General features: G+C 71.8%; 15 protein-coding genes. 5 read left to right on the top strand and 10 right to left on the bottom strand.

What is annotated here, in order from left to right; all coding sequences use genetic code 11:
* Positions 1-111 precede the first annotated feature (111 nt).
* Together SSP08S_RS33945 and SSP08S_RS33940 are read left to right on the top strand one after the other, a co-directional pair.
* Positions 112-1,338: a ThiF family adenylyltransferase gene (locus tag SSP08S_RS33945; protein ID WP_019072122.1), complete on the top strand. Its 1,227-nt coding sequence runs from the start codon at positions 112-114 to the stop codon at positions 1,336-1,338.
* Positions 1,331-2,719 (top strand): ABC1 kinase family protein, encoded by a 1,389-nt coding sequence (locus SSP08S_RS33940; RefSeq protein WP_019072121.1) that lies wholly within the window; start codon positions 1,331-1,333, stop codon positions 2,717-2,719. Before SSP08S_RS33945 ends, SSP08S_RS33940 begins: the two co-directional genes overlap by 8 nt.
* Before the next feature lie 31 nt (positions 2,720-2,750).
* Here the strand turns inward: SSP08S_RS33940 and SSP08S_RS59745 are convergent, their stop codons facing one another.
* From SSP08S_RS59745 to SSP08S_RS33925, 5 genes are all read right to left on the bottom strand, one after another.
* The gene (locus SSP08S_RS59745) at positions 2,751-2,963 is read right to left on the bottom strand and encodes a hypothetical protein (protein WP_078532596.1); all 213 of its coding nucleotides are present in this window, start codon (positions 2,961-2,963) and stop codon (positions 2,751-2,753) included.
* Positions 2,964-3,095: 132 nt separating this feature from the next.
* The gene (locus tag SSP08S_RS33935; RefSeq protein ID WP_019072120.1) at positions 3,096-3,425 is read right to left on the bottom strand and encodes a putative WhiB-interacting protein; all 330 of its coding nucleotides are present in this window, start codon (positions 3,423-3,425) and stop codon (positions 3,096-3,098) included.
* On the bottom strand, positions 3,422-3,790 hold the full coding sequence (locus tag SSP08S_RS33930) for a WhiB family transcriptional regulator (protein WP_019072119.1): 369 nt from the start codon (positions 3,788-3,790) through the stop codon (positions 3,422-3,424). The genes SSP08S_RS33935 and SSP08S_RS33930 overlap by 4 nt, the downstream gene beginning before the upstream one ends.
* 174 nt (positions 3,791-3,964) lie before the next feature.
* The gene (locus SSP08S_RS59740) at positions 3,965-4,282 is read right to left on the bottom strand and encodes a hypothetical protein (RefSeq protein ID WP_078532590.1); all 318 of its coding nucleotides are present in this window, start codon (positions 4,280-4,282) and stop codon (positions 3,965-3,967) included.
* Positions 4,283-4,450: 168 nt separating this feature from the next.
* A complete protein-coding gene (locus SSP08S_RS33925; RefSeq protein WP_174479425.1) occupies positions 4,451-6,649 on the bottom strand; it encodes an ATP-dependent DNA helicase UvrD2 in 2,199 nt (732 codons plus the stop codon).
* Between the two features lie 183 nt (positions 6,650-6,832).
* On the opposite strand from SSP08S_RS33925, the gene SSP08S_RS33920 reads away from it, so the two are divergent.
* A complete protein-coding gene (locus tag SSP08S_RS33920; RefSeq protein WP_019072117.1) occupies positions 6,833-7,075 on the top strand; it encodes a mycoredoxin in 243 nt (80 codons plus the stop codon).
* Between the two features lie 87 nt (positions 7,076-7,162).
* Here the strand turns inward: SSP08S_RS33920 and nudC are convergent, their stop codons facing one another.
* From nudC to SSP08S_RS33895, 5 genes are all read right to left on the bottom strand, one after another.
* Complete coding sequence (gene nudC / locus SSP08S_RS33915) at positions 7,163-8,107, bottom strand: NAD(+) diphosphatase (RefSeq protein WP_019072116.1); 945 nt, start codon at positions 8,105-8,107, stop codon at positions 7,163-7,165.
* Positions 8,108-8,262: 155 nt separating this feature from the next.
* Positions 8,263-9,675, bottom strand: coding sequence for a dipeptidase (locus tag SSP08S_RS33910; RefSeq protein WP_043259890.1), 1,413 nt, complete (start codon positions 9,673-9,675; stop codon positions 8,263-8,265).
* Positions 9,676-9,745: 70 nt separating this feature from the next.
* The gene (locus tag SSP08S_RS33905; RefSeq protein WP_019072114.1) at positions 9,746-13,273 is read right to left on the bottom strand and encodes an ATP-dependent helicase; all 3,528 of its coding nucleotides are present in this window, start codon (positions 13,271-13,273) and stop codon (positions 9,746-9,748) included.
* Positions 13,274-13,373: 100 nt separating this feature from the next.
* Positions 13,374-16,877, bottom strand: a complete 3,504-nt coding sequence (locus SSP08S_RS33900) for an ATP-dependent helicase (protein ID WP_078532588.1) — start codon at positions 16,875-16,877, stop codon at positions 13,374-13,376.
* A gap of 257 nt (positions 16,878-17,134) precedes the next feature.
* Positions 17,135-17,521, bottom strand: a complete 387-nt coding sequence (locus SSP08S_RS33895) for an MGMT family protein (RefSeq protein WP_019072112.1) — start codon at positions 17,519-17,521, stop codon at positions 17,135-17,137.
* 186 nt (positions 17,522-17,707) lie between these two features.
* On the opposite strand from SSP08S_RS33895, the gene SSP08S_RS33890 reads away from it, so the two are divergent.
* Positions 17,708-20,461 (top strand): lysylphosphatidylglycerol synthase transmembrane domain-containing protein, encoded by a 2,754-nt coding sequence (locus SSP08S_RS33890; protein ID WP_019072111.1) that lies wholly within the window; start codon positions 17,708-17,710, stop codon positions 20,459-20,461.
* Between the two features lie 105 nt (positions 20,462-20,566).
* Entirely contained in the window at positions 20,567-22,111 is a 1,545-nt protein-coding gene (locus SSP08S_RS33885) for an alpha/beta hydrolase (RefSeq protein ID WP_019072110.1), read from the top strand.
* Positions 22,112-22,148: the final 37 nt, after the last annotated feature.

Genomic DNA, 22,148 nt, shown 5'->3' with positions numbered 1-22,148 from the left:
GACAACTTTCGGCGTCCTCCGGCCCGGCCGGGCACTCTGGCACCACCGGCGGAGCACCGACCGACTCCACCGGCACACGGGACGTACTTCCTACGGCTACGGGGGCCTGTCATGCATCCGATGGTGAAGCCCGCGCTGCGGCGCGGCTGGCGTGATCTCAACACCGTGCAGTTCGGGATGACACCGGCGCACGCGATGACGCTCGGCCCGATGGACACGGCGACGGGCAGTTTCCTGGACCTGCTCAACGGCACGCGCGGACTGCCGCTCCTGCGCGAGGAGGGCCGGCGGATGGATCTGCCCGAGGGCCATGTCGACCAGCTGGTGAAGGAGCTCACGCACGCGGGACTGCTCGACGACGCGAAAGGCGGCGGTCCCGCGGCCGACGCGCTCCGCGCGAAGAAGGACGTCCTGGACCGGCTGCGCCCGGACCTCGCCTCGCTCTCCCTGACGACCGGCGAGCCGGGCGCGGCGATGGCCCGGCTGTCGGCGCGTCGCGGACTGCGCGTGCAGGTGAGGGGCGCGGGCCGGGTGGGCGCGGTGCTGGCCTCACTGCTGTCGGGTGCGGGGGTCGGCGAGATCGACGTGCGTGACGGCGGTGACACCGAGCCCTGGGACGTCGCTCCGGGCGGGCTGCCCGCCGAGGCCGTCGGCGAGCGCCGGGACGAGTCGGCGCGGCGGGCGGTGCGCCGGGCGGCCCCGGACCGGTCGCCGCGCCGGACCTCGGGGACCGCGCGGGAGGAGGGCGAACCCGGTTTCTCCCTGGTGGTCCTCGCCCCGCGCGACGATGTCGCCGTGCACGCGCCGGACCCGTCCGCCGCCGCCGATCTGATCGCCTCGGGGACCCCTCATCTGTACGCCGGTGTCGTGGAGGGCACGGGGACGGTGGGCCCGCTGGTGCTGCCCGGCGAGTCGGCGTGCGCGGGCTGTCTGCACCACGCCCGCACCGACCGGGACCCGACCTGGCCCCGGCTGGTGGCGCAGTGGCGTTCCGGCAGGCAGCCCCGGGTGCGGCCCTGCGATCTGGCGCTGGCCACGACCGTCGCCGGGCTGGCTGCCGCGCACACGCTCGCCTTCCTCGACGGGCTGTCGCCGTCGAGCGCGGGCGCGCGGTGGGAGGTCTCGCTGCCCGGTCTGCACTGGCACGCGCGACCGGTCTGGGCGCATTCCGCCTGCCCCTGCGGAGCCGCGGAAAGGGAGGCGGAGAAAGGTAAGGAGGGACACACCTCTACGGACGAGGATCGACACGCGACAATGGCAGAGGACCGGCCGTCGAGGGACGTGCGCCGTAAGGCGGACTCGGCCCGGCCGGCTGGGACTTGGAGGGCGCATGTCTGATCTTCCCCGCAAGGCGGTCACCCGTACCGCCAAGCTCGCCGCGCTCCCGCTCGGCTTCGCCGGGAGAGCCACGTGGGGGCTCGGGAAACGGATCGTGGGCGAGTCCGCGGAGATCGTCGGCCGCGAGCTGCAACAGCGCACGGCGGAGCAGCTGTTCAAGGTGCTCGGCGAGCTCAAGGGCGGGGCGATGAAGTTCGGGCAGGCGCTGTCCGTCTTCGAGTCGGCGCTGCCCGAGGAGGTCGCCGGTCCCTACCGTGCCGCGCTGACCAAGCTCCAGGAGGCGGCGCCGCCGATGCCGACGCGCACCGTGCACGGTGTGCTGGCGGAGCGGCTCGGCGAGGACTGGCGCGAGTTGTTCGAGGAGTTCGAGGACAAGCCGTCGGCCGCGGCGTCGATCGGCCAGGTGCACCGGGCGGTGTGGCACGACGGCCGCGAGGTCGCGGTCAAGGTGCAGTACCCGGGCGCCGGCGAGGCCCTGCTCTCCGACCTGAACCAACTGAGCCGGTTCGCCCGCCTCTTGGGCCCGCTCATCCCCGGGATGGACATCAAGCCCCTCATCGCCGAACTCCGCGACCGGGTCTCCGAGGAACTGGACTACGGCCTGGAGGCACAGGCCCAGCAGGTGCACGCGGAGGAGTTCGAGGGCGACCCGGATGTCGTGGTGCCCGCCGTGGTCCACCAGTGCGACCAGGTCCTGGTCACGGAGTGGATCGACGGGATTCCGATGTCGGAGGTGATCGCCGACGGCACCCAGGAGCAGCGCGACCGGGCGGGCCAGCTCCTGGCCCGATTCCTCTTCTCCGGTCCGGCCCGTACGGGTCTGCTCCACGCGGACCCGCATCCGGGCAACTTCCGTCTGCTGCCCGCCGACCCGGACGGCAAGGGCGACTGGCGCCTTGGGGTCCTGGACTTCGGCACGGTCGACCGGCTGCCCGGCGGCCTGCCGACGCCGATCGGCGATTCCCTGCGCATGACGCTCGACGGCGACGCCGAGGCGGTCTACGAACTGCTGTGTTCGGAGGGCTTCGTCAAGGAGTCGATAGAGCTGGACCCGGACGCCGTCCTCGACTACCTGGTGCCGATCATCGAGCCGGCCCAGGTCGACGAGTTCACCTTCACCCGCGGCTGGATGCGCAGTCAGGCCGCCCGGATCGCCGATCCCCGTTCTCCCGCCCACCAGTTGGGCAAGCAGCTCAATCTGCCCCCGGCGTACCTCCTGATACATCGAGTGACATTGAGCACAATCGGCGTTCTGTGTCAGCTGGGTGCGACGGTGCGGCTGCGCGAGGAGCTGGAGGAGTGGCTGCCGGGGTTCGTGCCGGAGGAGCCGGACGAGTACGAGGAGTTCGCGGACGAGGAGGAACCGGCGGCGGAGGCCTGAGCCCCGCCGCGAGGACGGGCGCGAGGACGGCCTACCACCACTCGGAGTCCAGTCGCCCCTCGATCGCCCTGAGGTTCTCCCTGGCGCAGGCGTCGCAGTAGTAGTGCCGGGTTCCGTTCTCCACCGAGCAGGTCCAGGTGGGTTGCGGGCTTTCGGACCGGGTGCCGCAGCGGGCGCACACGAGGGGCTGCTGGGGCTCCGCGGTGGAGGCGCTGGTGTCGCTGCCTCCGGGACGACTCGTCACCCGGCGACGATATCGCCGCGGCCGGGTATCGGGACAGAACGCGCCGCGGGGGCCGGTCCGTTCGGACGGACCGGCCTCCGCGGGGAGCATTCGCCTCCGGGCTGGGGAGGCCACCGCTTCAGGTGTGATCGGTTACTGCATGACGGCCATGGCGAGCGCACGGCGGGCGCGCATCGACGCGCGCTCGGCCCTGCGCTGCATCCGGCGGGCGGCCAGCAGGCGCGTGACCTGCCGTTCCCGCTCGGCCTCCTGCAGGCGCTCGTGCATATGCGCACGGGCGAGTGCTTCTGGAATGAGTTGCATCTCTCGGGTCCTGTTCTGGCGCGACTCGGTCGCACCCGGAGTGGTGAAGTCTGGGATCGCGGAGCCCGCGGGCTCGCTGGGAGTGGACGGCTTCATCGGGGCCTGCTTCTTGGGGTCGTGCGTGAGGGGGCGGTCGATCGTTCCGAGGGTGGTGTTCATGCCGTGACCGGGTTCTTGCGCGGACGGCCACGCGGCCGCTTGCGGGCCACGACGACACCCTGGACGAAGAGCTCGCCACCCCAGACGCCCCAGGGCTCACGCCGCTCCTTGGCGCCCGCGAGGCAGGCCTCGATCAGCGGGCAGGTGCGGCAGAGGGACTTGGCGTACTCGACATCGGCCGGCGACTCGGCGAAGAAGACCTCCGGGTCGTAGGAACGGCAGGGGACGGGCACGCCGAGGTTCTCGATGGCGTCGTCGAGCGCGGTGAGCGCAGTGAGCGGAGTCAAGGTGGAGTCCTCCGTGAGGCCGGGCGGGGGGATCGTTTCGGAAGGCGGTACGGACGGGGCGTGCGCTTCGAGTTGCACGGTTGTTCTTCCTCGTCTGGTCGGTCCGGCCCTGTTGGGCCGGGTGTCGGCTTGGTACCGGGTTCTTTTCTTGTCCCGAGGCCCCTTCGCTCCGTCATCCCCGTTCGGGGACAAACAGAAGGGCCGCGGATCCCGGATGGGGTTCCGCGGCCCTGAAGGCGCCGGCCTGATCGATCAGGCTGGATCACTCCAGGGTTCTGGCCCACGGAAGGCCCACATCTGGTGGTGCTGCGTCGTCTGCTTCCGGCTTCCGGCACCGGGCGCAAAGGCATAGGCCTGCGCCTGTGCTCCTACTGCTTCCAGTGCCTTGGTCGGTCGCTCATTGCGCTCACGGATGGGAAGACCCGCGAGAGACAGGGCGGACGCCGGACGGGCGGCAGAAATGCCGGACAGACCGGTGCCCAGGTTCGAAACGCCGAGCATGCACAGGGAGACGACCGAGGGATCGGTCATTTTCACGATGCTGGCGGAGCTGGTGTTGATGCTGATCACTGGAATCGCCTCCTCTCGGCGTCTCGGGGGACCGGGGGTGAGCCCGGTCCTTCGGATATGCAAGTACATCACGGAATCAGGGCCTCCGAGAAGGCCTTCTGTTCCCGTGGCTTAGAACCTATGGGGATCGCCGGGGCATGCGCAAACTATTTTTCCGACGAGTTTTCATCAGTCCCCCGCGGCACCCTCCGCAGGCTCCTGACCGCCGCAGATGGCCAGGACATCGGCCCCGTAGCGGTTGAGCTTGCGCACTCCGACGCCGGGGATGCGCGCCAGTTCGCCCTCGTCGTCGGGGACGGTCTCGGCGATCGCCATCAGCGTCTTGTCCGTGAAGACGCAGAACGCCGGCTGACCGCTGCGCTGCGCCTGGACCTCCCGCCACTCGCGCAACCGCTCGTAGAGGCCCTCGTCCATGTCGGAGGGGCAGTCCTCGCAGCGCATCAGTTTCATCTCGCCGGCGTCGGTGAGTGTGCGACCGCAGACCCGGCAGCGGGCCACGGTGCGCTGTGTCCGCCGGGGGACCGCTGCGGGGCCGGTGCCGGTGTAGCCGCGCTCGATGCCGCCGGGGGCGACCAGGCCGGGTCTGCCCGCGGCGCCGGTGGAGCCGGGGCGCAGGCCGTCCAGGAAACGGCTGGGGCGGCGGTTGGGGCGACTGCCGGGTGAGCGGGCGAGGGCCCAGGAGACGTGGAGTCGCTCTCTGGCGCGGGTGACTCCGACGTACAGGAGGCGGCGCTCCTCCTCGATCTGTTCGTCGGTCTTCGCGTAGGAGATCGGCATCATGCCCTCGGCGACGCCGACCAGGAAGACGGCGTCCCACTCCAGGCCCTTGGCCGAGTGCAGGGAGGCGAGGGTGACGCCCTGGACGGTCGGGGCGTGCTGGGCGTTCGCCCGCTCGTCGAGTTCGGCGACCAGGTCGGCGAGGGTGGCTCCGGGTCTGGCCGCGGCGAAGTCCTGGGCGAGATTGACCAGGGCGGCCAGGGACTCCCAGCGCTCTCTGACGGCTCCGGAGCCGGCCGGTGGCTCGGAGGTCCAGCCCTCGCCCGAGAGGACGGCACGGACCTGGGAGGGCAGGTCGACGACGTCGTCGAGGAGGGAGTCGTTGCCGCCGAAGCGGGCCGCGCCGCGCAGGGCGACGCCGGCCTTGCGGACCTCGGGGCGGTCGAAGAACCGCTCCGCGCCGCGCAGTTGGTAGGGGACTCCGGCGTCGGCGAGGGCCTGTTCGTAGGTCTCGGACTGGGAGTTCGTGCGGAACAGGATCGCGATCTCGCTCGCCGGCACGCCCGCTGCCATCAGGTCACGGATGCGGCGCGCGGCGCCCTCGGCCTCGGCGGGCTCGTCGGTGTAGTCGGCGTAGACGGGTTCGGGACCCGCGGCGCGCTGGGAGATCAGCTCCAGCCGGTGGTCGGCGGCCCGGCCGCGGGCCTGGGAGAGCAGGCCGTTGGCGAGGTGGACGACCTGGGGTGTGGAGCGGTAGTCGCGGACCAGCTTGACGACGGTGGCGCCGGGGTGGCGGGCGCGGAAGTCGAGGAGGTGGTCGGGGGTCGCCCCGGTGAACGAGTAGATCGTCTGGCTGGCGTCGCCGACGACGCACAGATTGTCGCGATCGCCGAGCCAGAGCTCCAGAAGGCGCTGCTGGAGCGGGCTGACGTCCTGGTACTCGTCGACCACGAAGTGCTGGTACTGCGAGCGGACCTGTTCGGCGATGTCGTGCCGGTCCTGGAGCACGGCGACGGTCAGCAGCAGGACGTCCTCGAAGTCGATGACCGCGCGGTCGCGTTTGACGTCCTCGTAGGCGGCGTAGAGCTGGGCGATCTCGGCGGGGGCGCGGGGGACGTCGCGGCCCGCCTTGGCCGCCGCGGCGGCGTAGTCGGAGGGGACGGTCTGGGTGACCTTGGACCACTCGATCTCGCCGGTGACGTCCCGCAGTTCGCCGCGGTCGAGGCGGATGCGGCAGGCCGCCGCCGCGTCGGCGACGAGCTGGATCTTGCGGTCGACGAGCCGGGGCATGCCGCCACCGATCGCTTTCGGCCAGAAGTACTGGAGCTGACGCAGAGCGGCCGAGTGGAACGTGCGTGCCTGCACTCCGGTGGCGCCGAGTTGGCGCAACCGGCCGCGCATCTCGCCGGCGGCGCGGTTGGTGAAGGTGACGGCCAGCACGCTGGAGGACTGCAGGACCCCGGCGCGCACTCCGTAGGCGATGCGGTGGGTGATCGCCCGTGTCTTGCCCGTGCCGGCACCCGCCAGCACGCACACCGGGCCGCGCAGAGCGGTCGCCACCTCGCGCTGCTCGGGGTCGAGCCCTTCGAGCACCGCGTCGGCCGAGTCCGGTACCTGCGGGAAGAGGGGGGAGTGCGTTGCTGCTGTCACACGGCCATGCTGCCAGGTCGCCGGAGACGGGTGAGCCGGTTGTCCACAGGGAGGCACCCGCAGTCGTACTAATGCGGCAGGCGTCACGTCCCGTGGGATACCCCCGGCGGGAATGGCGGGTGCGTCGCGTACGTTTCCTCCACGCGAGGACATATTCCCTGAGCTGTTGAGGAGCGCGAGAGAATGTCGGGCACCGTGACGATGTACAGCACCACCTGGTGCGGTTACTGCCGTCGGCTGAAGAGCCAGATGGACCGCGAGGGCATCGCGTACAACGAGGTCAACATCGAGCTGGACCCGGATTCCGCGGCGTTCGTCGAGAAGGCGAATGGCGGAAATCAGACGGTCCCGACTCTGCTCTTCGCCGATGGTTCGACCCTCACGAACCCTTCGCTGGCCCAGGTCAAGCAGAAGGTCGGCGCCTGATCGTCGATCGGTGCACGCGGCTCCGCAGAAGGCGGCTCCTGATACGTCAGGGGCCGCCTTCTTGCTGTCCGCTGCCGGTTGTCGGCCTCAGACGAAGCTGCGTGTCGGCAGCGGCTTGCCGTACCAGAGCTCGATCAGTCGGGCCGCGATCGAGATGCCGTACGGGGGCAGCACCTCTTCGGACTCGAAGGCCGCGCGCAGTTCCTCGCGGGAGAACCAACGGGCCTCGTGGATCTCGTCGCCGTCGACGTTGATCTCCGTCGAGGTGGCGCGGGCCATGAAGCCCAGCATGAGGCTGGACGGGAAGGGCCAGGGCTGGCTGGCGACGTACTCGACATGGCCGACGGTGATGCCGGCCTCCTCGAAGACCTCGCGGCGCACCGACTGTTCGATGGACTCGCCGGGCTCCACGAAGCCGGCCAGCGTCGAGAAGCGGCCCTCGGGCCAGTGGACCTGACGGCCGAGCAGGATGCGGTCCTCCTCGTCGGTGACCGCCATGATCACGGCGGGGTCGGTGCGCGGGTAGTGCTCGGCGCCGCAGGCCGGGCAGCGGCGGATGTGGCCGGCCGCGGCGATGACCGTGCGCTCGCCGCAGCGGGAGCAGAAGCGGTGCAGGCGCTGCCAGTTCTCCAGGGCGACCGCGTGCACCATGAGGCCCACGTCCCGGGGAGACAGCAGCAGCCCCGCCTCGCGCAGGCCCGCCGCCCGTGCCGACTGGTCGATGCGGCCGGGCAGCGCGTCCTTCTGGAGGGCGAAGTAGCTGACGCCGTCGTCGTCGGTGCCCAGGAAGTAGCGGTGCGCTTCCGTGAGGGGCGCCTCGAAGGACGGGGTCATGACGAGTTCGGTGCTGCCGTCGGGCGTCTCGTCGATGAGGACCTGGCCGCCGGAGACCACGAAGCAACGGGTGGTGGGGTGGCTCCACGCCGCGGCGAGCCAGGCCTCGTCGAGCCGGTGGTGGGCGGCTCGGTCGATGCCGCTCGGGGCGGTGAGCGAGATGGGTCGGTCGGCTGTGTGGTCGGTCCAGGTGGTCACGGGTGCTTCCAACTCCCCCGGCAATGCGGATTGTTTCGGCGGGCGGTTCAGCGGGACGTACGGCAGGAGGCGACCGGGTCCGGCGGGGACGGGTGTGCGGGGCGGTTCTTCCAGTGTGCCTCGCGCTTGTCGCCGGTCCGGATCGCGCGGGTTCGTCAGGGCGCGTGGCGCCAGGTGTCGGCGAGGTCTCCCCACAGGTGGGCGGTGGTTTCGACGCCCTTGAGGAGGAGGTCGAGTTCGACCTTCTCGTTCGGGGCGTGCCAGCCGTCGGAGGGAACGGAGATGCCCAGGAAGAGGACGGGTGCCCCGAGGACTTCCTGGAGGTCGGCGGCCGGTCCGGAGCCGCCCTCGCGGGTGAAGAGGACCGGTTTCTCGAAGGCGGTGGCCATGGCGCGGACGACGGACTGCAGGGCCGGGTGGTCCAGCGGGGTCAGGCACGGGCGCGTGGCGGCACTGAACTCAATCTCCAGGCGGATGCCGTCGGGCACCTGCCGGGCGGCCCAGTCGCGGACGACCTTCTCGATGTGGTCGGGGTCCTGGCCGGCGACCAGCCGGAAGGAGAGCTTCACCGTGGCCGAGGACGGGATGATCGTCTTGCTGCCCGGGCCCTGGTAGCCGCCGCCGATGCCGTTGACCTCGGCGGTGGGACAGGCCCAGATGCGCTCCAGGGTGGTGTGCCCGGCCTCGCCGTGAGTGGCGTACGACTTGGCGGTACGCAGCCACTCACGCTCGTCGAAGGGCAGCTCGGCGAAGAGCTCGCGCTCCTGGTCGGTGAGTTCGACGATGCCGTCGTAGAAGCCGGGGACCGTCACGCGTGCGTGCTCGTCGTGCAGTGCGGCGACGAGGCGGGCGGCGGCGGTCGCCGGGTTCGGTACGGCGCCGCCGAAGGAGCCGGAGTGGATGTCCTGGTCGGGGCCGTGCAGTCGGATCTCGCACTCGGCGAGGCCGCGCATGCCGGTGCACACGGTGGGGGTGTCCTCGGACCACATGCCGGTGTCGGAGACGATCACGGCGTCGGCGGCGAGCCGGTCGGCGCGCTCCTCGACGAGTGCCCGGAAGTGCGGGGAACCGGACTCCTCCTCGCCCTCGACGAGCAGCTTCAGGTGCACGGCCGGGACGGTGCGGCCGGTGGCGGCGAGGTGCGCGCGGACGCCGAGTGTGTGGAAGAACACCTGGCCCTTGTCGTCGGCGGCCCCGCGCGCGTAGAGGCGGTCTCCGCGGAAGACGGGCTCGAAGGGCTCGCTGTCCCAGCCGTCCTCGCGGGCGGCGGGCTGTACGTCGTGGTGGCCGTAGACAAGGACCGTGGGCGCTTCTGGGTCGTCGGAGGGCCACTCGGCGAAGACGGCGGGTGCCCCCGGAGTCGGCCAGACCTCGACGGTCGGGAAGCCGGTCTCCCGGAGTGCGGCGGCGAGCCAGTCCGCGCTGCGCCGGACGTCGGGCGCGTGCTCGGGCTGCGCCGACACGGACGGGATGCGCAGCCACTCGGCGAGGTCGTCGAGGAAGGCTGCGCGATGCTGCTCGATGTACGTGCGGACCGCGCTGACGGCACTGTCAACGGTGTGGCTCATGGTCACGAGCCTATCGGCCCGCACTGACATCCTCGGTGGGCGGTTCCTCACAGTTTGCTTGCGCGGTCGGCTACTCCCCTTGCGCGCCCGGTGATTCCGCCTGCGCGCCGGGCTCCTCCAGCAGCAGCCGCTCCAGTGCGGCCCGGTCCGGGAGGCCCTCCGGCCGGACGACCTCGCCGCCGCGCACGTACAGGAAGGCGGCCGTGACCGCTTCCAGGGGCACGCCCTGCCGCTCGGCCCAGGCGAGCCGGTAGATCGCGAGCTGGAGCGGGTCGGCGGTGCGGGTGCTGCTGGTCTTCCAGTCGAGGATCTCGTACGTCGCCTCGTCGCCGTCGCCCTCCTTGTAGACGGCGTCGATACGGCCCCGTACGACGCGGCCGGCGATCGAGAGCTGGAAGGGGGTCTCGACGCGGTAGGGCGTGCGCCGGGCGTACTCGGTACGTTCGAAGGCGTCCTTGAGTGCTTCCAGATCTCGTTCGTCGGCGATCTCGGCTTCGCTGCCGGGCAGTTCCTCCGGCTCCAGCATGGGCAGGGTCAGCTCTTCGAAGCGTGATTCGACCCAGGCGTGGAAGCGGGTGCCTCGACGTGCGGCGGGTTGCGGAGGGCGTGGCATGGGGCGCGCGAGTTCCTGCGCGAGCCCGTCCGGGTCGGCGGCCAGGTGCAGCAGCTGGGTGGCGGTCAGGGAGGCCGGCAGGGGGACGTCGGTGACGCCTCGGCGGGCGCGGAGGAGTTCACCGGTGAGCGCGTCGAGGTCGCGGTCCCAGGAGGCGATGGCTCGGGCTTCCTCGGGGGTGAGGCGGGGGCCGGGCGGTTCCATGGGGTGCGGGCGGACGCCCCCAGGCGCGCCAGAGTCTTCGGCGGCGTGTGGGGCCGTCGCCTGGTGCGGGACGGTCGGGCGGTCCGTGGTCCAGGCGTCCCAGTCGGCGGGGTCGTCCTCCGGGAGGCCGTCCTCAGTGTCGAGGGGGGTTTCCTCGTAGAGGGGCTCGTCGTAGGGCGGCTCGTCGTCCTCCGGTGGCGGCGGCCAGTCCGGGTCGTCGTACGCGTCCGGGTCGTGGGTGGCTGCGGGGTGGCTCTCGTCGTGGGAGGCGAGGCGCTCCAGGTGGTCCATGACCATCTTGGCGGCCTTGTGCCGGTGGGCCATCGCCCTGTCGTCCAGAGGCAGTGGCCAGGCCTGGTCGACGGTGGCCGTCTGCAGGGCGGGGTTCTCCTCGCCCTCTTCGGGTTCGTCCGCCCAGGCCTCGATCTCGCCGTACCCCGCCGCGGAGTGGTCGTAGAGGGCCTGGAGGAAGTCGGACGGTCCCCGGCGCTTCTTCTGGGTGGGACCCCACCAGTGGCCGGAGCCGAGCAGCAGGGAGCGGGGGCGGGTGAAGGTGACGTAGCCGAGGCGGAGTTCCTCGGTGCGCTGGTGGTCCTTCATGGCCTCGTGGAAGGCCTTCATGCCTTTGGAGTCCCAGGAGGCGACGTCGGGCAGGGTGGCGGTGTCGCCGCGCAGCGCGTGCGGGAGGACCTTGCCCTGGGCGGTCCATTTCTCTCGGCCCTGGCTGCTGGGGAAGGTCCCGGTGACCAGGCCGGGGACGGCCACGACGTCCCACTCCAGACCCTTGGACTTGTGCGCGGTGAGGACCTTGACGGTGTTCTCGCCGCCGGGGAGGGCGTTGTCGAGGCCCTTCTCGTACTGGGCGGCGGTGCGCAGGAAGCCGAGGAAGGCGAGCAGGGTCGCCTCGCCGTCGCCGGCGGCGAAGGAGGCGGCGACGTCCAGGAAGTTCGACAGGGTCTCGCGGCGGCGGGCGGCCAGGGCGTGCGGGGACGCGGCGAGTTCGACCTCCAGGCCGGTGACGGCGAGGACGCGGTGCAGGACGTCCATCAGGGGGTCGGACAGGGAGCGGCGCAGGTCGCGCAGTTCGGTGGCGAGGCGGGCGAAGCGCACGCGCGCGTCCGGTGAGAAGGGCAGCCCGTCGTCGTCCCCGGTGCCGTCGGAGCCGTAGAGGGGTGTCTCCAGGAACGTGTCGAGGGCGTCGGCGAGCGATATCACCTCGGAGGGATCGACCCCCTCGACGGCTGCGGCGAGCCTGCGGTCCGGGTCGTCGTCGGCCCCCACGCGCGCGTGGGCCACGAGGAGCCGGGCGCGTCGGCCCAGGAGGGCGAGGTCGCGGGGGCCGATGCGCCAGCGCGGGCCGGTCAGCAGCCGGACCAGGGAGGCGTTGGCGCCGGGGTCCTGGAGGACTTCGCAGACGGCGACGAGGTCGGCGACCTCGGGCAGGTGCAGCAGCCCGGAGAGTCCGACGACCTCGACGGGGATGTCGCGGGCCACCAGGGCGCCCTGGATCTCGGCGAAGTCGGTGGCCGTGCGGCACAGGACGGCGATCTCGCCGGGTGCCTTCCCGGTCCGTACGAGGTGGGCGATGGAGTCGGCGAGCCAGTCGATCTCCTCGGCGTGGGTGGGCAGCAGCGCGCAGCGCACCATGCCGTCGCGCTCGGCGCCGGGGGCCGGGCGAAGGGCCTCCACGCCTGCGTGCATGGCGCGCAGGGGTTCCGCGAGGCCGTTGGCGAGGTCGAGGAGGCGGCCGCCGCTGCGGCGGTTCTCGCTGAGCGACTGGCGGGCGGCGAGGCGGCCGTCGGCGTGCGCGAAGTGCTCGGGGAAGTCGTCGAGGTTGGCGACGGACGCGCCGCGCCAGCCGTAGATCGCCTGGCAGGGGTCGCCGACTGCGGTCACCGGGTGGCCCGTGCCGGAGCCGAACAGGCCCGCCAGGAGGATGCGTTGGGCGACCGAGGTGTCCTGGTACTCGTCGAGCAGGACCACCCGGAACTCGTCGCGCAGGATCTCGCCGACCTCCGGGCGGGTGCGCGCCAGGGTCGCGGACAGGGCGATCTGGTCGCCGAAGTCGAGCAGGTCCCGCTCACGCTTGGCGGCCCGGTAGCGGCTCACGAGTTCGGTGAGTTCACGGCGGGCGGCGGCCGCCTCGGGGACCTTGCGGAGTTCGGGGTTGCCGAGTTTGACGCTCTCCAGGGCGCGCAGCAGCTCGGCGTCGTACGCGCGCAACTCCTCGGGCCGTACGAGGTGTTCGGCGAGCTCGGAGTCGAGGGTGAGGAGGTCGCTGACGAGGTCCGGGAAGGAGCGGATGAGCGCCGGGTAGGGGCCGGGGGCTTCGCGCAGCACGCGCGCGGCGAGCTGGAAGCGGGTGGCGTCGGCGAGCAGGCGGGACGTCGGTTCGAGGCCGATGCGCAGGCCGTGGTCGGTCAGGAGGCGGCCCGCGAAGGCGTGGTACGTCGAGATCACCGGCTCGCCCGGGGGGGTGTCCGGGTCGATGACGTCGGGGTCGGTGACGCCCGCCTTGATGAGCGCCTTGCGGACGCGCTCGGCGAGTTCACCGGCGGCCTTGTTGGTGAAGGTCAGGCCGAGGACCTGTTCGGGGGCGACCTGGCCGGTGCCGACCAGCCACACCACGCGGGCCGCCATCACCGTCGTCTTGCCCGACCCGGCTCCGGCCACGATCACCTGCGGGGCGGGCGGCGCGATGATGCAGGCCGTCTGCTCCGGGGTGAAGGGGATGCCGAGGAGCTCCTTGAGCTGATCGGGATCGGTGATACGGGCGGGCATGTCGGAGAGGCTAGCGGCGGCCACTGACAGTCGAGGACCAATCGCCCTCGGGGGAAGAAGAAGCGCAGGTCAGCACATGTGGTGCGATGTGTCACGCGCGCTACTCGACCACGTGCCGCCCCTCGGGCCGCGCGCTGCACGAGGCCCGGAACGCGCAGTGCGTACAGTGCTGGCCGGTCTTCGGCGTGAACCGTTCGTCGAGGACCTTGCCGGCCGCCGTGGCCAGCAGTTCACCGGCCCACTCCCCCTCCAGAGGCTCCTGGGCCTGCACCTTGGGCAGGGTCTCGCCGCCGTCCCGTACAGCGGCGCCCTGGCGCAGCTGGACGAGTTCGGCGCCGCCCGGTTCGGGGCGCACTCCGTCGAAGGCGTCGTCCACGGCGCCTTCCTGGACGGCGAGTTGGTAGACGGCGAGCTGGGGGTGGCGTTCCACCTCGCGGGCGGTCGGCGTCTGCTTGCCGGTCTTGAAGTCGACGACGTAGGCGCGCCCTTCGTGGTCCGTCTCGACGCGGTCCATGGAGCCGCGGATGCGCACCTCGTAGTCGCCCGCTTCGAGGGTGACGTCGAAGTCGTGCTCGCTGGCGACCGGGGTGCGGCCGGCGCGGAGACTGTTGGAGTCGACGTGCCACTTCAGGAAGCGCTCGAGCGCCACGCGCGCGTTGTCCTTCTCCTGCGCAGACTTCCAGGGCGCGTCGAAGGCGAGCGCGTTCCACACGGTGTCGAGCCGCTCCATGAGGACGGCCAGGTCGGCGGGGGTGCGTCCGGAGGCGACCTCGTCGGCCAAGACGTGCACCACGTTCCCGAAGCCCTGGGCGGCGGTCGCGGGGGCGTCTGCCTTCACCTCGCGGCCCAGGAACCATTGCAGGGCGCAGGTGTTGGCGAGCTGGTCGAGCGCGCTTCCGGAGAGCACGACGGGCTGGTCGCGGTCGCGCAGCGGCACCTTGCTCTCGGTCGGCTCGAACATGCCCCACCAGCGGTACGGGTGCGCGGACGGGACCAGCGGGCGGCCGTCGTCGTCGGCGAGCGCGGCCAGCCGGGCCAGCCTCCGCGCGGCGGCCTCCCTGAGGGTGTCGGACACGCGCGGGTCGACGGTCGTGGCGCGCAGCTCGGCGACCAGCGCGGCGACGGACAGCGGTCGGCGCGGACGCCCTGTGACGTCCTTGGGCTCGACGCCGAGTTCGGTGAGGAAGCGGGAGGGCTGGTCGCCGTCGTCGGCGGGTGCCTTCACGGCGGTGACGACGAGGCGTTCACGCGCGCGTGTGGCGGCGACGTAGAACAGGCGGCGTTCCTCGGCGAGCAAGGCTCCCGGGGTGAGCGGTTCGGCGAGTCCGTCGCGGCCGATGCGGTCCGCCTCCAGGAGCGAGCCGCGGCGGCGCAGGTCCGGCCACAGGCCCTCCTGGACACCGGCCACGACGACCAGACGCCACTCCAGGCCCTTGGAGCGGTGCGCGGTCATCAGGCGTACGGCGTCGGGGCGTACGGCACGCCGGGTGAGGGTGTCGGCGGCGATGTCCTCGGCGTCGATCTCCTCCAGGAAGTTGAGGGCGCCGCGGCCACCGGTGCGCTCTTCCGCGCGGGCCGCCGTCGCGAACAGCGCGCAGACGGCGTCCAGGTCCCGGTCCGCGTTGCGCCCGGCCGCGCCGCCGCGCAGGGTGGCCCGCTCCAGGCGCCCGGGCCACGGCGTGCCCTGCCAGAGGTCCCACAGCGCCTCCTCGGCCGTACCGCCGCCCGCCAGGCGTTCGCGCGCCTTGCGCAGCAGCGCGCCCAGGCGCTGAGCGCCACGCGCGTACGTGGGGTCGTGCGCGACCAGCCGCTCCGGCTCGGCGAGCGCCCGCGCGAGCAGCTCGTCGGACGGCGGCGGCACGGGGTTGCCCCCGGCCCGCTCCTCCTCGCGCAGGGCACGGCCCAGGCGGCGCAGGTCGGCGGCGTCCATGGCGGCGAGGGGGGAGGCGAGCAGGGTGAGGGCGGTCTCGGTGTCGAGCCAGGAGGGGGCGGAGGCGGGCGGCTCTTCGGAAGCGGGCCGCTCTTCGGAGGCGGCTTCCGTCGATGTCTGCTCGTCGCCGGCTTCCGTTTCCGCTTCCGCAGCGACGTCCACGCGTTCGGCTTCCGCTTCCGCAGCAATGTCCACGCCGTCGGCTTCCGCCTCAGCGTCCGCGTCGTCGGCCTCCGCCTGGGCCTCTACGGCCTCGGTGTCGTCCTCGGGGCGTACCGACGCCTCCGCCGTGGCGACCGCCCGCAGCGCCGTCAGCAGGGGGGCCACCGCCGGCTCGTGCCGGAGCGGCAGATCGTCGCCGTCGATGTCCAGGGGGACGCCCGCCGCCGTGAGGGCGCGGCGGACCGTGGGGATCGTCCGGGAGCCGGCGCGCACCAGGACGGCCATGTCGTTCCAGGGGACGCCGTCCTCCAGGTGTGCCCTGCGGAGGATGTCGGCGATGTTGTCCAGCTCCGTGCCGGGGGTCGGATACGTGTACACCTCGACGCGTCCGCCGTCGCGCACCGGGGACAACTCGCGGTGGGCGCGCACCTTCTGGGCCGGGAGCCGGGTCAGGGGCATGCGCTGGGTCAGCAGGCGGGTGGCGGTCAGCAGGGTGGCGCCGGAGCGGCGGGAGGTCCGGAGCACCTCTACGGGGGCGGGGCGGCCGTCCGCGCGCGGGAAGGCGCTCGGGAAGTCCAGGATGCCGTTCACGTCGGCGCCCCGGAACGTGTAGATCGACTGGTCGGGGTCGCCGAAGGCGACGAGGGTGCGGCCGCCGCCGGCGAGGGCGTGCAGCAGTCGTACCTGGGCCGGGTCGGTGTCCTGGTACTCGTCCACGTACACGGCGTCGTACTGGGCGGCGAGCCGTTCGGCGGCCTCGGGGCGGTGGGCGAGGAGCACCGCGCGGTGGACCAGTTCCGCGTAGTCGAGCACTCCTTGGAGGTCGAGTACGTCGAGGTACTCGGCGAGGAAGGCGGCGGCCGCCCGCCAGTCGGGGCGGCCGATGCGGCGGGCGAAGGCGTCGAGGGCGTCAGGGCCGAGGCCGAGTTCGCGGCTGCGGGCGAGGACCGCGCGGACCTCGTCGGCGAAGCCGCGGGTGGTGAGGCAGGCCCGCAGTTCGTCCGGCCAGCGCACGTGCGCGAGGCCGAGCCGCTCCAGGCCGGGCTGGCCCGCGAGCAGTTCGCGTACGGCGACGTCCTGTTCGGGGCCGGACAGCAGCCGTAGGGGCTCGACGAACAGTTCGCTGTCCTGGTGGGCGCGGACCAGGGCGTAGCAGAACGAGTGGAAGGTGGTGGCCCGGGGCGCGCGGGCGGCGCCGATGCGCAGGGCCATGCGGTCGCGCAGCTCGACGGCGGCCTTGCGGCTGAACGTCAGCACGAGGATCCGCGCGGGGTCACCTCCCCGGGCGACGCGGGCCGCGACGGACTCCACGAGGATGGTGGTCTTGCCGGTGCCGGGACCTGCGAGGACGAGCAGCGGACCGGCCTCATGGTCAACCACCGAGCGCTGTGGCGCGTCCAGGTGAGGGGGAGCCGGCCGGGTCGGCGGGGTACGCACCAGTCGGTAAGCGCCACGGTTCCCCTGTCGCACCTGGGGGTGCGACAGGCGCCTGGTGGAGGAAGAGGAGCTCACGTGGTTCGCCGGTCCTGGTGGGTGTACTGGTTGGCAGGCTGCCGCGCGTCGAGGTCGGTGGCAGCGGGGTGAGGGGGACGCGTGCAGCCGACGCTACGCCGACGGGTCGTACGGGAGCGGGACTTCTGCTTCTTCCCCCGCGGCTCTCACGACCCGTGTGTCCCTCGCCCCTCGAACGTACGGCATGCCACGGACGTGCCCCGTTTCCCCCGTACGGGCCACAGGCCGCACCGGGGCGGGTCCGATGGCGGAAGCTGTCAGGTGTGACCGTCCGCGCGCTCGCCGCCGTCCCATCGCGCCCGTTTCATGTCGAGGCGCGGCAGGTGGCCCTCGGCGGCCCTGCTGGCCTCCTTCAGGGGGGTGCCCTCCTCGCGGTAGCGGGCGAGGGCCTCCAGTTCGTGGCCTGGGAGCAGCACGCCGTCCGCGCGGACGACGCGCCACCACTCGACGGCTCCTCCGTAGAGGGCCATCACCCGGCCGACCTGGCGCGGCCCGCCCTCCTCCAGCCATTCGGCGACGTCGCCGTACGTCATGACGCGCCCGGGCGGAATCCGTTCGGCCACGTCGAGGACCCGCTCCGCGTACTCGGGCAGCGCGTCCGCGTGCTCCGGGCCGGTGTCGTCCGGAAGGCTCTGCTCGCTCATCCGCCCCATCCTGCCGCACGCCACCGACAACGCGACGCGCTGGCGACTCTGCGTATCCCTCGCCCCGGAGCGGCGCTTGGGGCAGACTGTGCGCCCCCGCATTTGCACCCTGATGCCCCCGTGTGTCGGTGGGGCATGCCACCATCGTGCGGGCGGTGACAGGTGATACGAGATCAAGAAGAGACGATGAAGCAGCAGGGTGTGCACCCCGAAGACGCGGAGGGCACCTCTGACGCTGCGTCGCGCCCGGACACCGCCGAAACGCACGAGCAGGACCCCTCGGAGGGCCCCGTCGAAGCGCCCGCGTCCGACCCCACGCCCGGCCTCGACGACTGCGACGACACGCACGCGGAAGAGGTCGAGGGCGACGAACCACTCCTCCCCGCGCGCGTGCACCGCCCTTCCGATCTCATGCGCCTCCTGGTGGGCGTTCTCGCGATCGTCGTACTGCTCGCGATCGCCGCGTTCGCGCACGGCACGACCTCGGGGCTCGAACAGGACATCAACAAGGGCACCGGCCAGGCGCCCGACCTGCTGATCAAGCTCGCGGGACTGGCGTCGAGCATCGCCATCCTGTTGGTGCCGGTCGCCTTCGCGATCGAGCGGCTGATCAAGCGCGACGGGCTGCGCATCGCCGACGGCGTGCTCGCGGCGGTCCTCGCGCACGGAGTGACACTCGCCACGGATCTGTGGGTCGCCAAGGCCGCCCCGGGGTCCATCCAGGAGGCGCTCACCCAGCCCTCCCCCGGCGACATTCACGCGCTCACCGACCCGGTGCACGGCTATCTGGCGCCCGTCATCGCCTATATGACGGCCGTAGGCATGTCCCGGAGGCCGCGCTGGCGCTCCGTGCTGTGGATCGTGCTGCTGCTAGACGCCTTCTCGATGCTGGTCACCGGGTACACGACCCCGTTCTCGATCATCCTGACGGTGCTGATCGGCTGGACCGTGGCCTACGGGACGCTGTACGCGGTGGGCTCCCCGAACGTCCGTCCCACCGGGCGGACGCTGATGGCGGGCCTGCGGACGGTCGGCTTCCACCCCGTGGGCGCGGCCCGCGAGGAGGCCGTCGACACCGAGAACGGCGATCGCGGCCGACGCTACTTCGTCACCCTGGAGGACGGTCCACCGCTGGACGTCACCGTGGTCGACCGCGAACAGCAGGCCCAGGGCTTCTTCTACCGCGCGTGGCGCAATCTGACGCTCCGGGGCTTCGCGACCCGCAGCAGCCTCCAGTCGCTGCGCCAGGCGCTGGAGCAGGAGGCCCTGCTCGCCTACGCGGCGATCGCGGCCGGGGCCAACGCCCCCAAGCTGATCGCGACCTCGGAACTCGGCCCGGACGCCGTCATGCTCGTCTACGAGCACACCGGCGGACGCACGCTCGACTCGCTCGCGGACGAGGAGATCACCGACGACCTGCTGCGCCTGACCTGGCACCAGGTGCAGGCGTTGCAGTCACGGCGCATCGCCCACCGCAGGCTCGCCGGTGACGCGATTCTGGTGGATCGTTCCGGCACGGTGATCCTGACCGACCTGCGGGGCGGCGAGATCGCGGCCGGTGAGCTGCTGCTGCGCATGGACGTCGCCCAGTTGGTGACGACGCTCGGGCTGCGGGTGGGCGCCGAGCGCGCGGTGGCGTCGGCGGTCGGCGTCCTCGGCCCCGACGCCGTTGCCGACTGTCTGCCGATGCTCCAGCCCATCGCGCTGTCGCGCTCCACGCGCGCGACGCTGCGGCGACTGTCCCGGGAGCGGGCCCAGCGGGAGCGCGAGGCGATCCTCGAGGCGTCCCGGCAGACCAGGCTGGCGCACGCGGAGGCGCACTCGGAGAGCGGCTCCGCGCCCGTGCTCGAGAAGCCAGACAAGAAGGCCGTACGGGCGGAGCAGCGGGCCGAGAAGCGGGCCATCGACGATGCCCTGGACGAGGCGCGCGAGGAGGATCTGCTGACCCAGATCCGCCACCAGGTGCTGTTGATCAGGCCGCAGGCGCCGGTCGAGCCGGCTCGTCTGGAGCGGGTGCGGCCACGGACGCTGATCAGTTTCATCGCCGGTGCGATCGGCGCGTACTTCCTGCTGACGCAGCTCACGCACATCGAGTTCGGACCGCTCGTCGCCAACGCCCAGTGGGGCTGGGTGGCCGCGGCCGTGCTGTTCTCGGCACTGAGCTACTTCGCGGCGGCGATGGCCCTCCTGGGGTTCGTGCCGGAGCGGGTGCCGTTCCTGCGGGCGGTGGCGGCGCAGGTCGCCGGTTCGTTCGTGAAGATCGTGGCGCCGGCCGCCGTCGGCGGTGTCGCGCTGAACACACGCTTCCTGCAGCGTGCGGGGGTGCGGCCCGGGCTCGCGGTGGCGAGTGTGGGCGCGTCGCAGTTGTTCGGCCTGGGCTGCCACATCCTGATGCTGCTGTCGTTCGGCTATCTGACCGGCACCGAGAAGACGCCGTCGCTGTCGCCGTCCAGGACGGTGATCGCCGGGCTGTTGACGGTGGCGGTGCTCGTACTCGTGGTGACGTCGGTGCCGTTCCTGCGGAAGTTCCTCGTCACGCGTGTGCGGTCGCTGTTCGCGGGTGTCATCCCGCGCATGCTCGACGTGCTGCAGCGGCCGCAGAAGCTGGTCACCGGGATCGGCGGCATGCTGCTGCTGACGGCCTGCTTCGTGATGTGCCTGGACGCGTCGATCCGCGCGTTCGGCGACCAGTCGACGTCGCTCAGCCTGGCCAGCGTCGCCGTCGTCTTCCTCGCGGGCAACGCGCTCGGTTCCGCGGCCCCGACGCCCGGCGGTGTGGGCGCGGTCGAGGCGAGCCTGACGCTCGGTCTGATCGCCGTCGGCCTGCCCAAGGAGGTCGCCGCTCCGGCGGTGCTGCTGTACCGGCTGCTGACGCTGTGGATCCCGGTGCTGCCGGGCTGGCTGTTCTTCAACCACCTGTCCCGCAAGGGCTCCCTGTAGAGGACGCCCACGGAGGAACATGAGGAACATGGGGCACGCGCGCGTGCGTACCTCGTACGGCCCGTGCCCCGAGCGCCCGGTCGTGTACGACCTCAGGATGGGGTCATGCCGAACCCCTCCCGGCTGCGTGCCGCTGCCCTGACCGCCACCGTCGTCCTGCTGTCCGCCACGCTGGCGGGCTGCGACAGCGACTCCAAGGACGAGGATCCGACGGCCCAGAAGCTGAGCTGGAAGGACTGCCCGGCCCCGTCCGAGTCGGAGGGCGGCGGCGCCGCGCCATCGCCGCTGCCGAACGGCGGCAAGTGGCAGTGCGCCACCATGAAGGCGCCGCTCGACTGGAGCAAGCCCAAGGGCGACACCATCGGGCTCGCGCTGGTCCGGGCGAAGGCCAGTGGTGCCGCGAACAAGCGGATCGGGTCGCTCGTCTTCAACTTCGGCGGCCCCGGCGGCTCGGGCGTCACCACACTGCCCGCGTTCGGCGAGGACTACGCGACCCTGCGCACCCGCTACGACCTGGTGAGCTTCGACCCGCGTGGCGTCGGCCGCAGCGCCGGCGTCAAGTGTGAGAGCGACTCCCAGCTCGACGAGTACTTCCAGCAGGACGCCACACCGGACAACGCGGCCGAGCGGACCAAGCTCCTGGCCAACACCAAGCAGTTCAACGCGGCCTGCGAGAAGAACTCCAAGAAGATGCTCCCCCAGGTGCGCACCACGGACGCGGCCCGCGACATGGACCTGATGCGGCAGGTCCTCGGCGACGACAAGCTGCACTACTTCGGCATCTCCTACGGCACCGAACTCGGCGGTGTCTACGCCCACTTGTTCCCCAAGCACGTGGGCCGCGCCGTGTTCGACGCGGTCGTCGACCCCACCCAGAACTCCGAACAGGGCTCCCTGGGACAGGCCAAGGGCTTCCAGCTGGCGCTCGACAACTTCGCCGACGACTGCACGTCGAAGGCCACGGACTGCCCGATCGGCGACACCGCGCAGGACGTCAAGGACCGCATCGCGAAGCTGCTCAAGAGCCTCGATAGCAAGCCGATCCCGGGCATCTTCCCCCGCCAGCTGACCCAGACCGCCGCTACCAACGGCATCGCGCAGGCGCTGTACTCCAAGGACTTCTGGGAGTACCTGATCGAGGGCCTCGAACAGGCCTACAGCGGTGACGGCAAGGTCCTCATGGCGCTGTCCGACTCGATGAACGGGCGCAGCGAGAACGGCGAGTACAGCAACATCACTGCGGCGAACGTCGCCATCAACTGCGCCGACGACAAGCCGCGTTACACGGCCGACTACGTGGAGCAGAAGTTGCCCGAATTTCGGGCGGCCTCCCCCTTGTTCGGGGACTTCCTGGCCTGGGGCATGGTCACGTGCACCGACTGGGCCGTGCCCGGCGCCGCCGACCATCCCGACGTGAGCGCGGCCGGTTCGGCGCCGATCCTCGTCGTGGGCAACACCGGCGACCCGGCCACACCGTACGAGGGCGCGCGGAAGATGGTGGACGCGCTGGGCAAAGGCGTCGCGGTCGAGCTGACGTACAAGGGCCAGGGGCACGGGGCGTACGACAGCAAGAACAAGTGCGTGCAAAGCGCGGTGAACGGCTATCTGCTGAACGGAAAAGTGCCTGCGGCCGGCACCGTCTGCTCCTGACCCTCCCTCCGAAATTTCAGCAAAAGCGCAGGTCAAA

The organism is Streptomyces hokutonensis (genome assembly GCF_000376565.1).
Lineage (GTDB): Bacteria > Actinomycetota > Actinomycetes > Streptomycetales > Streptomycetaceae > Streptomyces > Streptomyces hokutonensis.
The sequence above is the reverse complement of the archived record's forward strand: the minus strand, read 5'-3'. Positions and strand labels throughout refer to the sequence as shown.

Bases quoted from the DNA above. Each gene is read 5' to 3' on its own strand.
- SSP08S_RS33945 (WP_019072122.1), top strand. From the start codon at position 112: ATGCATCCGATGGTGAAGCCCGCGCTGCGGCGCGGCTGGCGTGATCTC.
- SSP08S_RS33940 (WP_019072121.1), top strand. From the start codon at position 1,331: ATGTCTGATCTTCCCCGCAAGGCGGTCACCCGTACCGCCAAGCTCGCC.
- SSP08S_RS33935 (WP_019072120.1), bottom strand. From the start codon at position 3,425: ATGAACACCACCCTCGGAACGATCGACCGCCCCCTCACGCACGACCCC.
- SSP08S_RS33920 (WP_019072117.1), top strand. From the start codon at position 6,833: ATGTCGGGCACCGTGACGATGTACAGCACCACCTGGTGCGGTTACTGC.
- SSP08S_RS33910 (WP_043259890.1), bottom strand. From the start codon at position 9,675: ATGAGCCACACCGTTGACAGTGCCGTCAGCGCGGTCCGCACGTACATC.
- SSP08S_RS33905 (WP_019072114.1), bottom strand. From the start codon at position 13,273: ATGCCCGCCCGTATCACCGATCCCGATCAGCTCAAGGAGCTCCTCGGC.
- SSP08S_RS33895 (WP_019072112.1), bottom strand. From the start codon at position 17,521: ATGAGCGAGCAGAGCCTTCCGGACGACACCGGCCCGGAGCACGCGGAC.
- SSP08S_RS33890 (WP_019072111.1), top strand. From the start codon at position 17,708: ATGAAGCAGCAGGGTGTGCACCCCGAAGACGCGGAGGGCACCTCTGAC.
- SSP08S_RS33885 (WP_019072110.1), top strand. From the start codon at position 20,567: ATGCCGAACCCCTCCCGGCTGCGTGCCGCTGCCCTGACCGCCACCGTC.